Origin of the sequence: Polynucleobacter necessarius, from assembly GCF_900095195.1 — a bacterium.
In the GTDB taxonomy this organism is placed as follows: Bacteria; Pseudomonadota; Gammaproteobacteria; order Burkholderiales; family Burkholderiaceae; genus Polynucleobacter; species Polynucleobacter necessarius_G.
This window is the reverse complement of sequence record NZ_LT606950.1, coordinates 583,909-597,800: the sequence shown is the minus strand read 5'-3', so window position 1 is coordinate 597,800 and position 13,892 is coordinate 583,909. Positions and strand designations below refer to the sequence as shown.

Below are 13,892 nucleotides of genomic sequence, written 5' to 3'. Positions count from 1 at the left end.
AGCCACAGGCCTAAAAATGGTTTATTTTACAGGGTTTGAACCCGCTAAGAGCCCTCTTGCCATTCGGGCATAACCCGTGGCCCTTGATGAACGAGATGCGGATAGCTGACGCCAATGCCAGCAACAGCGATCAACTCGCCCTCAATGTAAAGCAGCGGGGCCTGACGTTGCCAAGGAGGAATATCGGCCTCCTGAAAAAGATTCTTGAGGGTTTTACGGGGTCCCTTCGATTTAATCTGCAATTTCTCTGCACCTGAACGGGCCTTTTGGCTGACCGCCCCGCTCTTCTGCGCGTTTTTGACCCAGTCTGCTGGCAAGCCAGGCCCCTTACTGTTGCTCGCCACCGATTGAAGTACCCACTGGCCGTTTATTTGAGGCACGAGTTGCAATTGACCCCGCCATAAACGAATTGCCTTTTCATCGTGGACCCATTCCAGCTGAGTATCCGCTTTCGCAGATTGCAAATCACGATACCAAGCATCCAACCGCTCTTGCGATGGCATCGCCAATTGTTTTTGCTTAAGCCAATACCGCAGCACGTTGTTTGCGGCAAGAAAATCTGACTTCGCCAGGGCTAGCCAGGGCTTTACATTGAGTAATCCCTCAGAAAAAATGCCCACCCCATCGTGAATCGCCAAACGATCCAACAAACTCTGCGCATCACTGAGTAAGGAAGCGCTACGAGCCATATTAGCAATTGCTTGAGGCTGAATTTTTTCTAACTTTGGAAGAATGTCTTTGCGAATGGCATTGCGTCGATACTTTTTATCCTGGTTACTAGGATCCTCAATCCACTTCAGACGATGCTCTTTTGCGTAAACCTCAAGATTAGCTCTACTGAGATTGATTAACGGGCGCCAGAGGGTAATTGGCTTTATGGAGCCCCCTATTCTTCTTACCTCCGGCATGCCGGATAAGCCTGCTACACCCGCTCCACGTAAGAGTTGCAAAAGAACCGTCTCGGCTTGGTCGTTTTGGTGATGTGCCAACAGTAAATCGTCTACGCCATGATCTTCACAAAGACTTGCCAGGGCCTCATAGCGTCCCGCTCTCGCTCTAGCTTCAACATTACCCAGCTCATGATCCAAATGCAGTAATCGAAAATCAAATGGCACTCGATATTTTTTGGCAAGCTGTTCGCAAAAGAGTAGCCATTCATCAACGGGCTTTTGCAAACCATGATGAATATGAAAAACAATAATTTCAACAGAATGTTTTTGAGCTTGCGACTTGCAAACAGAATCTAACAATACAACCGAATCGAGGCCACCACTCAGGGCAACCGCAATTCGTTTTGTAGGCTTAGGATTTGGCGGCGATTTCCTTGAACTTGCCATAACTCATGAGACGCTCATGGCGACGCTCAAGCAATGCATCAATCTTCATGCCATCAAAGGTTTTCAGTGACTCTGAGAGTGCCTTGCGCATATTGCTCATCATGGCATCGTAATCACGATGAGCACCACCAATAGGTTCGGTCACAATCTTATCGATTAACCCCAACGCCTTTAAACGCTGGGCAGTTAGGCCCAATTGCTCAGCAGCCTCAGAGGCTTTGTCTGCGGTCTTCCAGAGGATGGAGGCACATCCCTCAGGGGAGATTACAGAGTAGGTTGAGTTCTGCAACATCAGTACCACATCCCCCATTGCAATCGCTAGCGCACCACCAGACCCGCCCTCGCCGATGATGGTGGCAATAATAGGCACCTCTAATTCTGCTTGGACATATAAATTACGACCGATCGCCTCTGATTGATTGCGCTCTTCCGCATCAATCCCTGGAAATGCGCCTGGTGTGTCTACAAAGGTAAATACGAGAATACCAAATTTTTCTGCCAGGCGCATCAAGCGCATTGCTTTGCGATAGCCCTCTGGGCGACTCATGCCAAAGTTGCGCATGGCACGCTCTTTAGTGTCGCGGCCTTTTTGATGACCAATCACCATACAAGGCTGGTCATCAAAACGTGCTAATCCGCCAATAATCGATTGATCATCTGCAAATGTGCGATCACCATGCAACTCATGAAAGTCTGTAAACAAAGCATTGACATAATCCAAGGTGTAAGGACGCTGTGGATGACGGGCTACTTGTGAAACTTGCCATGGTGTTAAGTTGGCATAAACATCTTTGGTAAGCTGCAGACTCTTTTCGGAAAGCGTTTTAATCTCATCGGAGATATCTACCGATGATTCGTCCTGCACAAAACGCAGCTCTTCAATTTTTGACTCAAGTTCAGCGATTTGCTGCTCAAAATCCAGGAAAGTCGTTTTCATAGTCAGATTTTAATATTCAACCGGGATGGGGTCGATACTTCTCCACATATACCAAGTAGCAACGGTACGCCATGGGGCCCAATTCGCTGCTACCTCCCTAGCCTCATGCCGACTTACCGGCTCTCCACTGAAATAATTGAGGGAAATTGCCTTAATTAGACCAACATCGTCCAAGGGCAGGATATTAGGGCGAACCATATTAAAAATCAGGAACATTTCGGCGGTCCAGCGACCAATTCCGCGAATAGCACTTAATTCTTTAATCACGCTCTCGTCGTCCATGTCTTTCCACTGGTTAGCATGCAAGCGCCCAGAGTCAAAGTGATCGGCCAAATCGCGAATGTACTCGACTTTACGTCCAGATAGTCTAGCGGCTCGTAATTCCTCGGTCGAAAGTGATAAGACATTTTTAGGGTGCATTTTTTTCTTGCAAGCAATCATCACTCTATCCCACACCGCTTGCGCTGCTGCAACGGATATTTGTTGGCCGACAATTGCTCGGGCTAGAGTAGTAAATGCATCACCTCGCGTCACTAAAAATCCTGAACCATACTTCGGAATCAGTTTTTTTAAAATGCGATCTTGCTTCATGAGCTCGCGACAAGCCTGCTCCCAATACTCCGGGGCAGATTCCGTCAGAATCGTTTTTTCTTTTGCAGCCAACACTACGCTCTACGCCATTCGGTAATGCCACCAGGTTTATCTTCCAAGGAAACCCCTTGTTCGAGCAGTGTTGTGCGAATGTGATCAGCTTTGGCAAAATCTTTTGCCTGTTTAGCAGCTATCCGCGCAGAAATTTGTTCTTCGATTTGCTCCGGACTTAAATCACCCTGTTTTTTAGATCCTGACTGCAAAAACTCGATAGGATCCCGTTGCAAGAAGTTCATAGTTCCAGCCAAGCCCTTCAAAAGGCCTGCTAGTGCTTGCTTTTCTGAGCCCTGGGAGCGATTTACCTCGGTCGCTAAATCAAACATGACTGCAATAGCCTCAGGGGTATTGAGATCATCATTCATCGCCCCTGTAAAGCGCTTGACCCATGGATTGTTGCCGTCTAAGACACTACTATCGGTTGAATGAGTTTGCGATAGAGCAGTGTATAACCTTACTAGACCTGCGCGAGCCTCTTCGAGCTGAGTGTCACTGTAATTGATCGGGCTACGATAGTGTGCTTTCAACATAAAGAAACGTAGCACTTCAGGATCAAACCGCTTGAGAACATCCCGAATCAGAAAGAAATTACCAAGAGACTTGGACATTTTTTTTTCGTTGACACGAATGTGGCCATTGTGCATCCAGTAGTTCACAAATGGAGCATCTTCTTCGCTACGATTCTGTCCGTACAAGACACCTTCGCTTTGAGCAATTTCATTTTCGTGATGGGGAAGCTGAAGATCAGCGCCACCACCATGAATATCAAAATGCTCTCCAAGCAAGTCGCAAGACATTGCCGAGCATTCGATATGCCAGCCTGGGCGACCCTCACCCCATGGCGAACTCCAGCGCGTATCAGCAGGCTCCTCAGGCTTAGCGCTCTTCCACAAAACAAAGTCCAATGGGTCACGCTTGCCACCACTGACAGCAATACGCTCACCCGCATTGAGTTCATCCAATGACTTTCCAGAAAGCTGGCCATAACGCGGCAGTAGGCGCACTGCAAAATTGACGTCGCCATCTGCCGCTTGATAGGCAAGTTCATTGTCAATAAGTCGGCCAATCATTCCTTGCATTTGTTGAATGTAATCTGTAGCACGAGGCTCTTTATCAGGATGCACGAGACCTAACTCATCCGAATCGGCGTGCATGGCATCGATGAAGCGATTCGTTAACGCAGAAATGGGTTCGCCGTTTTCTAGGGCGCGATTGATAATCTTGTCATCAATATCGGTGATATTGCGAACGTAAAGAACTTCATAGCCGCTTGCTCGGAGCCAACGAACCACCATGTCAAAAACAATCATGACGCGAGCGTGCCCAATATGGCAAAAATCATAGACCGTCATGCCGCAGACATACATCTTCACCTTACCCGGTAGGATGGGCTTAAAGACCTGTTTGGAACGGCTGAGGGTGTTATAGATTTGCAGCATAGAGCTATAAAGGTGCGGCAAGTAGCGCCAATTTGTTAGACTGAGCGCTGAGTATATCGAATGAGACCGTTTTTCACCCCCTCCCCTATGTTTGTGACCCCTAAAGCCCTGCTTACCACCCTTTTGATGGTTTTGGTAGCTACGTCCAGCCTTTTGCTCATCAGCGGGTGCAGCACACCAGCCCAACAACTTGCAAACGCCGAAATTGCGGCAGTTAACAAGCAAGAAACGACTTCCCCGCAAGCAAAAACACAGGCTTATCTTGGTGGATACGGCCCGATTGACCCTCCACGTCTTACCACAGACTCACCATACGACCCTCCCAATCCAGAGCTATCCGAAACGGTTGGCGTTCCGTTCTTATCGTTTTTAATTATTGAGCCTGATCCTTTTACTAAAAATGCAGTGCCATCCGATGTTGAGAAACTAATCAAAGCACGCCAATATCAAGATGCCATCGATTTAATTAATGCAAAACTCAAAAAGACGCCAAAAAATGTTCAACTACGCTATGTGAAAGCTCGCGTACAAATTGAGCTGCGCGATTTTGATGCCGCCAAGAAAACACTGGTTGAAATTACACAGCAATTTCCTGAGTTGCCAGAACCCTATAACAATCTGGCAGCCATTGCCGCCAATCAAAACAAGTGGCTTGAAGCACGCGATTACTTAGAGCTTGCTCACAAGCTACGCCCCAGCTATAGCATTGCATCGGCCAACTTGGGCGATGTCTATGTCAGGCTGGGCGCCAAGGCCTATGAGGATGCCGCTACCAATACGCAGTTAAATCAACGTCTTTATGCAAATCGCGCCAAATATCTTTTAAACCTACTCAAGCCACAAGCAAAAGGCTCGAGTACTAGCAATCCTTAGAGCAATTCATCCACTAAATCATCAGATAGGTAAATCAAACCATGGCAAAAGTACTATTAAAAACGAATAAGGGCGATATCACCCTTAGTCTTGATGCAGCAAAAGCGCCAAAGAGCGTAGCCAACTTTTTGCAATACGTTAAAAACGGGCATTACGATGGCGCGATTTTTCATCGCGTGATCGACAACTTCATGATTCAAGGTGGCGGAATGACTGCCGGCATGAAACAAAAGCCAACCGGTGATCAAATTGAGAAAATGGTCTCAAAAATGAGTGTGGCACGATTGCTATGGCGCGTACGAGCGACCCGCACTCCGCTACCGCACAGTTTTTATTAATGTGAATAACAATGATTTCTTAAACCACACCGCTCCAAATGCCCAAGGATGGGGCTACGCGGTTTTTGGTAAGGTACATGGCATGGCATGGATGTCGTGGATGCCATTCGTAAGGTGAAAACCGGTAACTCCGGCTTTCATCAAGACGTTCCAACGGAAGACGTTGTGATTGAGAAAGCCTCTGTCCTCGAGGAATGATTCCGCATCACACGAGCGCCCTGCTCATCTCAGACATACACCTGACGCCGTCAATGCCATTGACGGCGCAACGCTTTTTTGACTTCTGCGAAAAAGATGTTTCCCAGGTTGAAGCTGTATTTATTTTGGGTGATTTATTTGAGTATTGGATTGGAGATGCCGCCGCCGCTCATTCCCCATTTACTCGGGAAGTAAGGCGCGCCCTTGCTAGTCTCTCCAGCAAAACCAAAACGTACTACATGCATGGCAATCGCGATTTTTTGATTGGCCCAGCATTTCTAAAAAAAACCGGAATAATGCCATTAGCCGATCCATCATTGGTAAACCTAGGTGGTCAGCAATACTTACTCTCACATGGTGACGCGCTCTGTACGGCAGACGCGGGCTATCAAGTATTTCGTAGATGGACCAGAAAGCGTTGGATACAAAAATCGTTTTTACGATTACCACTGTCATGGCGTCGTGGTATCGCTAATCACCTGCGCAGCAATAGTCAGGCTCAATACCAGCACCGCGCTAGCACGTCCCACCATCGAAACGTCATCAAAACGAATGTTACTCAGGATGCCTGTGCTGCAGCTCTAAAAACGTTTGACTGCGATCAACTCATTCACGGACACACTCATCTGCCTGCACACCATCAAGAATCCTTTGGTGCGCAAAAATGGCAACGCTGGGTGTTATCGGATTGGGATTTAGACCGCCATGAAAGTGCACGTCCTAGAGCCAATGCGCTGTTGGTGAATGCGGAAGGAGTTCGGTCAGTCGATTTAGTTAAATCTTAAATTAGCTGACGGAATATTTTGATAAACATTGCACCATCTGCGCATAGATGCGTGGGTTAGCAGCCATCACCTCACCGCTCTTTAAGAACCCTTCCTCACCTCGATAATTGCCGACAAGGCCCCCTGCTTCGGCAATCAACAAAGCACCAGCGGCCATATCCCATGGCTTGAGATCACTCTCAAAAAATCCATCGTAACGACCTGCGGCTACATATGCCAAATCCAAAGAGGCTGCACCTGGACGGCGCAACCCTGCGCATTGGCGAGACATCTTTGCAAATATCTTGAGGTACTTTTCGAGGTCTTGATCTTCACGATATGGAAAGCCTGTGCCGATCAATGCATTCGCTAAGCGATCTTGCGTACCCACTCGTAAACGACGGCGATCGAGGTATGCGCCCGCACCACGTGTAGCAGCGAAGAGCTCATCCCGCGTAGGGTCGTACACAACCGCTTGTTGTGTCACGCCATTGACTGCTAGGGCGATTGAGACTGCATATTGCGGAAAGCCATGAATGAAATTGGTTGTGCCATCCAATGGATCAATGATCCAGACATTTTCAGCATCAGAGTTATGCTCACCCGTTTCTTCAGCCATGAATCCATGCGTTGGATAGGCTTCGCTCAGGGTTTCAATGATGGCCGCTTCTGCGGCTTTGTCCACCTCAGTCACAAAATCATTGTGCTGTTTGCGATCAATCTGGAGGCGCTCCAAATTCAATGAAGCACGATTTATAATGGTTCCAGCACGACGGGCGGCCTTTACGGCCACATTTAACATGGGATGCATAGTATGGGTGGACAAATTAAATAAGAACGGGCCAGAAGTACTGTGAAAATGTGATTTTCTGCATGACAATACCAAGCTAATCCTATGATTCTAAAAGAATTGCCTTATTTACCCCAAATCCCTTGAGAAGCCACCACCTAATGAACATTAATCAAGCCCGTTTTCTGCGTTGGGTTCTGGTAGAGACTAGCCATCCAGGCAATGTCGGCTCTGCCGCGAGAGCCCTCAAGACCATGGGCTTCGAGCAATTACGGCTTGTGAACCCCAATACTCCTGATATCGCAAAGCAAGCTGATGCCATAGCAATGGCGAGTGGCGCAGTGGATATTTTGGAATCTTGCTCTGTATCCGACTCTCTCGACACCACGGTCCAAGGGTGCTCAATGGTAGTTGGATTAACCAGTCGCGAACGGGAATTTGGTCCTCCTGCTATCGACTGGGAGAGTGCCTGCCAGCTGATCGCGCAAACGGTCCAAAATCAAGGGTACGTCGCCCATGGTATTTGGTCCAGAGCGAACCGGTCTTGAAAACCACCACCTATCGCTCTGCACTCATCGTGTCTGGCTGGACGCTAACCCCAATTACCCCTCGCTCAATTTAGCTCAAGCACTTATGGTCTGTGCCTATATCCTCCGACAGGCTTTAAAGGCTGGCGCTGCTGATGAATCCGTAAAAACCGTGATGCTCAGGACCTAGCTGATCCTGTTGCTGTTTCAGCCATGCTGGAGCACTGGCGTTATTGGCTATTTAGACCCCACCAACCCAAAAAACTAATGCCTCGATTAGAGGCATTATTTGCCCGCGCTCGCCTTCAAAAAGAGGAGATTGATTTACTGCGAGGCATGGCAAAAGAGATGCTCCACAAAAAATAGATAGCCCCATTAGAATCTAGCTATGTTTAATTCACTCTTTGAGCAAGTCGACTCCATCATCGTTCGTGATCCAGCGGCAAGAAACCGTCTCGAGGTCATTACCTGCTACCAAGGTTTACATGCAGTTTGGCTCCACCGCATCTCCCATTTTTTATGGAATTTAGGCTTAAAGTGGATTGCGCGTTTGCTATCGATGGTGTCGCGCTTTATTACTGGTATTGAAATTCATCCTGGTGCAAAGATTGGTCGTCGCGTATTTTTAGATCATGGCCTAGGAATTGTGATTGGCGAAACTACCGAGATCGGTGATGACTGCACCATCTATCAAGGCGTCACATTAGGTGGCACTTCGCTCTACAAAGGTGTTAAGCGTCACCCTACCCTTGGCAATGGCGTCGTCGTCAGCGCAGGTGCGAAAGTATTGGGCGGATTTACCGTTGGCGATAGTGCGCGCGTTGGATCAAATGCAGTGGTCTTAAAAGAAATTCCGCCCGGAGCAACTGCTGTTGGAATTCCAGCTCGCATTCTGCATCCCGATTTACCGCAAAGCGCGGATAGCAAAACAAAGGAATACTTCTCTGCCTATGGCGTGACACCCAATGTTGATGATCCCGTGTCAATGGCACTTAGGGGTCTGATCGATGCCACGATTGAGCAAGAAGCAAAAATTGCCCAGCTTGAAAAGGCTCTGGCAAAACTTAGCAATACGCCAACAGATTCTGCGGGCAGCAGTGATACCAAGCGCGATTTAGATGCCATTAAAGAATGGCTGAAAGAGTAGCCCTAGTAATCTAAATCAATGCAGGGTGCGCGATACCTGCCCTTGGGTGCCAAGCGCTTTTTCTAAGAAATCCTCTTCATCAGCGTCTTCGCTTGGCATGCCGAAGGTAAAATTCTCGGCACCATCTGGGTGACGGTTTTCAATTTCATCCTCGGTTGCAGCACGCACATCCTCAACTTGCACCCAAAAGCGCAGCGCCATTCCAGCCAGTGGATGATTGCCATCGAGAACCACTTGATTGTCTTCGACATCGGTAACGGTATAAATCAGCGGCTCATCGTCACTATCTTCCTCGACATCAGCGACAGAAATGTCTTCAGACTCCTCAGAGTCGGGAACGCCTTCAAACTGCATACCAACCTCCAACGGCTCTGGGAAGCGAGCACGCGACTCAATCTTGAGTAATTCCGGATCGTACTCACCAAATGCTTCATTGGGTTCGAGCTGAATAGTGGCTTCATAGCCGATATCCTGACCGTCAAGCAGCGATTCGATTTTTGGGAAAGTACCCTCATAACCACCGTGCAGGTATACCATCGGAGCATCTGGCTCTTCGATGACATTATTGTGTGCGTCTGTTAATTTATATCGAAGGGATACGATAGTATTTTTTTCAATCTTCATGCGCAATTTACCGTACATTCGTTTCTAATCACTCTATGACCTCATTTTACTTGAGCACACCCCATCAACCACCCAAGCCACCTAAAAAGCTGCCATTGGAGTTGCCATGGGCACTTTTTGGCGGAATCAGTCCACAGCAGTTCATGAAGCAATATTGGCACAAAAAGCCATTATTAGTTCGAGGGGCCATTCCTGCCTTTGCCCTAGCCAAACAAAATGATGAGTACTTAGAAAGCCCCATCTCTTACTCTGAGCTGATTCAATTGTCCGAAAAAGAGGAACTGGAATCACGCTTGATTCAGTCCAAGCCTTGGCGTTTTTCACACGGGCCGTTTACTAAAAAACGGATCCCGAAGTTGGGGGATTCAAATTGGACGCTGTTGTTTCAGGGCATGGAAGCGCATCACCCGGCCGCAGCAACCATACTATCGTGGTTTCGGTTCATACCAGATGCTCGCCTTGATGATTTGATGATTAGCATTGCTGGCATCGGCGGCGGCGCAGGGCCACACTTTGACTCCTATGACGTGTTCTTGATTCAGATGTCGGGTAGAAGACAATGGCGCATCTCGGAACAAAAGGACTTAAGCCTTAACCCCAAACTTCCCTTGAAGATTTTGCAATCGTTTCAGAGCGAGCAGGAATGGGTCTTAGAGCCTGGTGACATGCTCTACCTTCCACCACATATTGCGCACGATGGCATAGCATTGGATTCAGGCTGCCAAACGTGGTCCGTGGGATTTCGTTCGCCAAGCTTCAAAGAGTTATTGCAAGAGGGTTTATGGCGACTTGCTGAATCGCTAGAAGATATTCCAAATTTAGATCAAAGATTTGCTGATCCGAAGCAGAATGCCACCGCCAATCCAGATCAACTGCCAGAGGAGTTGATAAAGCGATTACACGAGGAAGTTAGCAAACTACAGCTCAATCAAGTAAACCGTTTTTTACCCGGTATTACAGCCTACCTCTCAGAACCAAAACCGAATGCCTTTTTCACTGGGCCGGTCCCATCCCTTTCTCCGAAATCCTTTCTAAATAAATTGGCTAAGCAGGCACTGATACCAAGCCCGCAGACCCGAATTTTGAGCTTCAGAAAACAAGTTTTTTGCAACGGAGAAGAAGTCACAAAAGATCAGCCAAACAATGTGGTTGCGGCATGGGAGACCCTCTCAGCCAATAGGAGCTTAACCGCTAAGACCCTAAAAAACGTCGACAAATCAAGCCTCTATGAAGCCTATCTTGCTGGTTGGCTAATTTTCGAGAAGCGGTAACGGTATGACTATAATGAATACAGGTAATTACTTAGGTATTAGCCCTTGGTAGTTCCCGCAACAATTATTGATAATTGCTGTTTTATTTTTTAGAGGAAATTACAAATGAAGAAGTCACTCGTATTCGCTGCAATGTTAGCTATCGCTTTGGCCGCTTGCGGTAAAAAAGAAGAAGCAAAACCTGCTGAAGCTCCTGCTCCTGCTGCTGCACCAGCTGCTCCTGCTGCTGACGCTGCTAAAGATGCTGCTCCTGCTGCACCAGCTGCTCCTGCTGCTGACGCTAAGAAGTAATCTTCTTCATCAAATAAAAAAGCCGCTTTCGAGCGGCTTTTTTATTGCCTAATGCGGCATTTAGTATACGACCTACTTCGTCAACTGATCGGTAAGGATCGTGAGCAACTGAATACCGGCGGGCGTATTTTCAGGCTTACCATCTGCGTCCTGCACATAGACATTCGCAGAATTATCACCGGCGCTCTTCACAACAACACGATATTTCTTTGCCTGCAGTTTTGCATCATCTTTGCTACTAAGAAGATTACTGAAAAAGCCTTTTGAATCACCAACGTCTTTCGCATTGATGTAACGAACAAAATAGACGCCTTCAGAACGATTACGATCCTCAACGGTAAAATTCGATCGGTCCAGCGCCAAACCCACATCACGCCATGAGCGATCAAAGCCAGCGCTTAACTCGATATAACCCTTGTTATTCGCCTCTTGAACAAACTTGGCTTTAGGGGTTTTTGGTCCTAGCGGGGTTACAACCATTGCCTTAGCTTGCTCTTGCGTCATTCCAAGACGCTCCATTAAGCGCACCAAGAATGCTGCCTCAAGTTCCGGATCGTTAGGACGAGGAGTCCAAATGGTGTATAGACATGCGCCAGTCGTATCGGTCACACATTTTTCAAGCGCGCCACGTTGAGTGATGTAAATCTCCGTTACACCCGGCTTCGTAACCTCTAAGCGAGTTTTATATTTATCTCGCTCACCAGTGTCATAAGCGGAATCTAAAACGCTACTCAATGCCTTACGAATAAAGTCTTGTGAGATTTTGGCGCGATTTTCTGCCCAATCAGTCTCCATAATTCCAGTGGATGGCGAATCAACCACCAATAAGAAACCGTTTTCCTGCCAAAAATCCTTAATTTTGGGGTAAAGCTCTGGTGCGGGTTTTTCAACTACCAACCATCTGCGCTCCCCATCTTTAGCAATGCGCATACCCGGAATACCCGTCATCACATTGCTTCGCATTTGTACAGATTTTTTAACCGCTGCATTGTACTCAGACATGGTTGCGGTGCCGTCTTGCACGATATAACGACGATCTGCTTGGGATGTTATTAAATCAGGGGGGTAGGATAAATTCGGACCACGCACCGCACCCGATTGTTTGTAATCTACCGTGTCATTAGTTGTCACAGACTTACAGGAGACCAATCCGAGAACCGCCGTCAAGGCTACAGCACAAGTAAGGATACGACCAGGTAGGAAAAACACATTCTTCATAATAAATTGGCCTGTTTTAATGCTGCCTTCAATGGCTCTCGGAGTGGGTCGCTCAGTGGAGTGAGCGGCAACCGAATACCAGCGGTAATTTTGCCCATTTCATGTAAAGCCCACTTCACTGGAATTGGGTTAGCCTCAGTAAACATCGCTTTGTGGACCGCAATCAATTGATACTGAATTTCACGGGTACGCTTCACGTCATCGGACATCGCTGCAACACATAATTCGTGCATGAGTCTTGGCGCTACGTTTGCCGTCACTGAGATATTGCCTTTGCCACCCATCAACATCAGCATGGCTGCCGTTAAATCATCACCCGAAAACACGGCAAAATCGCTATGACCTGCACGTTTTAAATCATTGATTAGTAGAGTGCCTCGCTCGAGACTGCTTGTAGCGTCCTTGATGCCGATTACACCTGGCACAGAAGCCAATCGTACGACGGTATCGCCCGCTAAATCGGCCACAGTACGACCTGGCACGTTATAAAGAATTACCGGCAAATCTACTGACTCAGCAATCTTTTTGAGATGAGCATACATACCCTCTTGAGTAGGCTTGTTGTAGTACGGAACCACTTGAAGACTTGCATCCGCACCCACTTTTTTAGCGAACTCAGTAAGCTCGATCGCCTCCGCTGTGGAATTACCACCCGTACCCGCAATCACTGGAATACGTCCAGCAATGTGCTCAACCGTGACACAAATCAGTTCACAGTGCTCTTCTACGGACACCGTAGGAGATTCTCCACTAGTGCCTACAATCACAATGCCATCTGTACCTTCAGCAACATGCCAATCTAGCAAAGACTTCAGGCTAGAAAAATCCAAGCTGCCATCTTCAAACATGGGGGTCACAATTGCTGACATGCTGCCAGAGATGGTTTTTTTACTACCTTTGGATTGAGCTGTATATGTCACCGAATGTATACCGATTTTAGCTGTCTTAACCTTGAAATTGTAACGGAAGGCGCCCTTTTTAACCCTCTTTTAGGGCACAAAGGCGCTGAACCACGGCTGTGGTTTGGGTTCATTGATATACAGATCCCTCGTGGGCCACGACTTTCAGGCCATGACGGGTCGCTAAAGCCAGCAATTCCCCTGAATTTAAGAGGAAATTGGGGTTTGAGGGCTTACCAAACTGGGCATTGGTTTCATAGATCAGCGCCCCGCCTGAAACCAGCATTGCTGGCAACTGATCTAAATGGGGTCTAAACAGGTAATTGGTCACGACAATCCCGTTAAATTGGTGACCTTGTAGTGGCCAATCATTCAATTCCAGATTGAGGGCTGTGGTTTCGATGAGGGGGTTTTGGTTGCGCTCAAGCAGAGAGACATCTTGATCAACCGCCATCACTGAAAAGCCTTGGTCCGCGAGATAAATTGCATGTCGCCAGCACCATAAGCAAGACCCAAGACCAAACCTGGTTTCGGAATCATGGGCGCAAAACGCTTCACCCAAGGCAAAGGATTTAATACGGTGTCATGCAA

17 protein-coding genes and 1 pseudogene are annotated in these 13,892 nt (G+C 47.6%); 8 read left to right on the top strand and 10 right to left on the bottom strand.

Going from position 1 to position 13,892, the window contains the following annotated elements:
* Nucleotides 1-44 precede the first annotated feature (44 nt).
* The 4 genes from tilS to cysS are packed head-to-tail and all read right to left on the bottom strand — an operon-like array spanning nt 45 to nt 4,361.
* A complete protein-coding gene (tilS, locus tag BQ1619_RS03340) occupies nt 45-1,337 on the bottom strand; it encodes a tRNA lysidine(34) synthetase TilS (protein WP_114662267.1) in 1,293 nt (430 codons plus the stop codon).
* The gene (locus BQ1619_RS03335) at nt 1,303-2,274 is read right to left on the bottom strand and encodes an acetyl-CoA carboxylase carboxyltransferase subunit alpha (protein WP_114662266.1); all 972 of its coding nucleotides are present in this window, start codon (nt 2,272-2,274) and stop codon (nt 1,303-1,305) included. The genes tilS and BQ1619_RS03335 overlap by 35 nt, the downstream gene beginning before the upstream one ends.
* Before the next feature lie 9 nt (nt 2,275-2,283).
* The gene (locus BQ1619_RS03330) at nt 2,284-2,940 is read right to left on the bottom strand and encodes a DNA-3-methyladenine glycosylase family protein (RefSeq protein WP_114662264.1); all 657 of its coding nucleotides are present in this window, start codon (nt 2,938-2,940) and stop codon (nt 2,284-2,286) included.
* On the bottom strand, nt 2,940-4,361 hold the full coding sequence (gene cysS / locus BQ1619_RS03325) for a cysteine--tRNA ligase (RefSeq protein WP_114662263.1): 1,422 nt from the start codon (nt 4,359-4,361) through the stop codon (nt 2,940-2,942). Before cysS ends, BQ1619_RS03330 begins: the two co-directional genes overlap by 1 nt.
* An 87-nt stretch (nt 4,362-4,448) precedes the next feature.
* Between cysS and BQ1619_RS03320 the strand changes: the two genes are divergently transcribed.
* The 3 genes and pseudogenes from BQ1619_RS03320 to BQ1619_RS03310 all read left to right on the top strand — a co-directional run bounded on the left by BQ1619_RS03320 (nt 4,449) and on the right by BQ1619_RS03310 (nt 6,555).
* Nucleotides 4,449-5,234: a tetratricopeptide repeat protein gene (locus BQ1619_RS03320; RefSeq protein ID WP_114662261.1), complete on the top strand. Its 786-nt coding sequence runs from the start codon at nt 4,449-4,451 to the stop codon at nt 5,232-5,234.
* Nucleotides 5,235-5,275: 41 nt separating this feature from the next.
* A pseudogene (locus BQ1619_RS03315) lies at nt 5,276-5,770 on the top strand (peptidylprolyl isomerase).
* Entirely contained in the window at nt 5,767-6,555 is a 789-nt protein-coding gene (locus tag BQ1619_RS03310; RefSeq protein WP_114662260.1) for a UDP-2,3-diacylglucosamine diphosphatase, read from the top strand. Before BQ1619_RS03315 ends, BQ1619_RS03310 begins: the two are co-directional and overlap by 4 nt.
* 1 nt (nt 6,556) lies before the next feature.
* Here BQ1619_RS03310 and BQ1619_RS03305 read toward each other — a convergent pair whose 3' ends face one another.
* Nucleotides 6,557-7,345 carry an inositol monophosphatase family protein gene (locus BQ1619_RS03305; protein WP_114662259.1) on the bottom strand — a complete coding sequence of 263 codons (789 nt, stop codon included), beginning with the start codon at nt 7,343-7,345 and terminating at the stop codon, nt 6,557-6,559.
* 140 nt (nt 7,346-7,485) lie between these two features.
* Between BQ1619_RS03305 and BQ1619_RS09655 the strand changes: the two genes are divergently transcribed.
* From BQ1619_RS09655 to cysE, 3 genes are all read left to right on the top strand, one after another.
* On the top strand, nt 7,486-7,872 hold the full coding sequence (locus BQ1619_RS09655) for an RNA methyltransferase (RefSeq protein ID WP_231968469.1): 387 nt from the start codon (nt 7,486-7,488) through the stop codon (nt 7,870-7,872).
* Nucleotides 7,841-8,041, top strand: coding sequence for a TrmH family RNA methyltransferase (locus BQ1619_RS10230; protein ID WP_269460066.1), 201 nt, complete (start codon nt 7,841-7,843; stop codon nt 8,039-8,041). Before BQ1619_RS09655 ends, BQ1619_RS10230 begins: the two co-directional genes overlap by 32 nt.
* 198 nt (nt 8,042-8,239) lie before the next feature.
* Nucleotides 8,240-8,998, top strand: coding sequence for a serine O-acetyltransferase (gene cysE, locus BQ1619_RS03295; protein WP_114662257.1), 759 nt, complete (start codon nt 8,240-8,242; stop codon nt 8,996-8,998).
* A gap of 15 nt (nt 8,999-9,013) precedes the next feature.
* On the opposite strand, the gene BQ1619_RS03290 is transcribed toward cysE, so the two are convergent.
* On the bottom strand, nt 9,014-9,622 hold the full coding sequence (locus tag BQ1619_RS03290; RefSeq protein WP_231968627.1) for an FKBP-type peptidyl-prolyl cis-trans isomerase: 609 nt from the start codon (nt 9,620-9,622) through the stop codon (nt 9,014-9,016).
* Between the two features lie 35 nt (nt 9,623-9,657).
* On the opposite strand from BQ1619_RS03290, the gene BQ1619_RS03285 reads away from it, so the two are divergent.
* Both BQ1619_RS03285 and BQ1619_RS03280 read left to right on the top strand, forming a co-directional pair.
* Nucleotides 9,658-10,893 (top strand): cupin domain-containing protein, encoded by a 1,236-nt coding sequence (locus tag BQ1619_RS03285; protein WP_114662253.1) that lies wholly within the window; start codon nt 9,658-9,660, stop codon nt 10,891-10,893.
* A gap of 105 nt (nt 10,894-10,998) precedes the next feature.
* A complete protein-coding gene (locus BQ1619_RS03280) occupies nt 10,999-11,184 on the top strand; it encodes a hypothetical protein (RefSeq protein ID WP_114662251.1) in 186 nt (61 codons plus the stop codon).
* 72 nt (nt 11,185-11,256) lie between these two features.
* Here BQ1619_RS03280 and bamC read toward each other — a convergent pair whose 3' ends face one another.
* The 4 genes from bamC to BQ1619_RS10405 form a co-directional block, all read right to left on the bottom strand.
* Nucleotides 11,257-12,402 (bottom strand): outer membrane protein assembly factor BamC, encoded by a 1,146-nt coding sequence (gene bamC, locus BQ1619_RS03275; RefSeq protein ID WP_114662249.1) that lies wholly within the window; start codon nt 12,400-12,402, stop codon nt 11,257-11,259.
* A complete protein-coding gene (gene dapA / locus BQ1619_RS03270) occupies nt 12,399-13,271 on the bottom strand; it encodes a 4-hydroxy-tetrahydrodipicolinate synthase (RefSeq protein WP_114663491.1) in 873 nt (290 codons plus the stop codon). Before dapA ends, bamC begins: the two co-directional genes overlap by 4 nt.
* Before the next feature lie 160 nt (nt 13,272-13,431).
* Nucleotides 13,432-13,758: a hypothetical protein gene (locus BQ1619_RS03265; RefSeq protein ID WP_197711853.1), complete on the bottom strand. Its 327-nt coding sequence runs from the start codon at nt 13,756-13,758 to the stop codon at nt 13,432-13,434.
* Entirely contained in the window at nt 13,755-13,892 is a 138-nt protein-coding gene (locus tag BQ1619_RS10405) for a hypothetical protein (RefSeq protein WP_197711852.1), read from the bottom strand. The genes BQ1619_RS03265 and BQ1619_RS10405 overlap by 4 nt, the downstream gene beginning before the upstream one ends.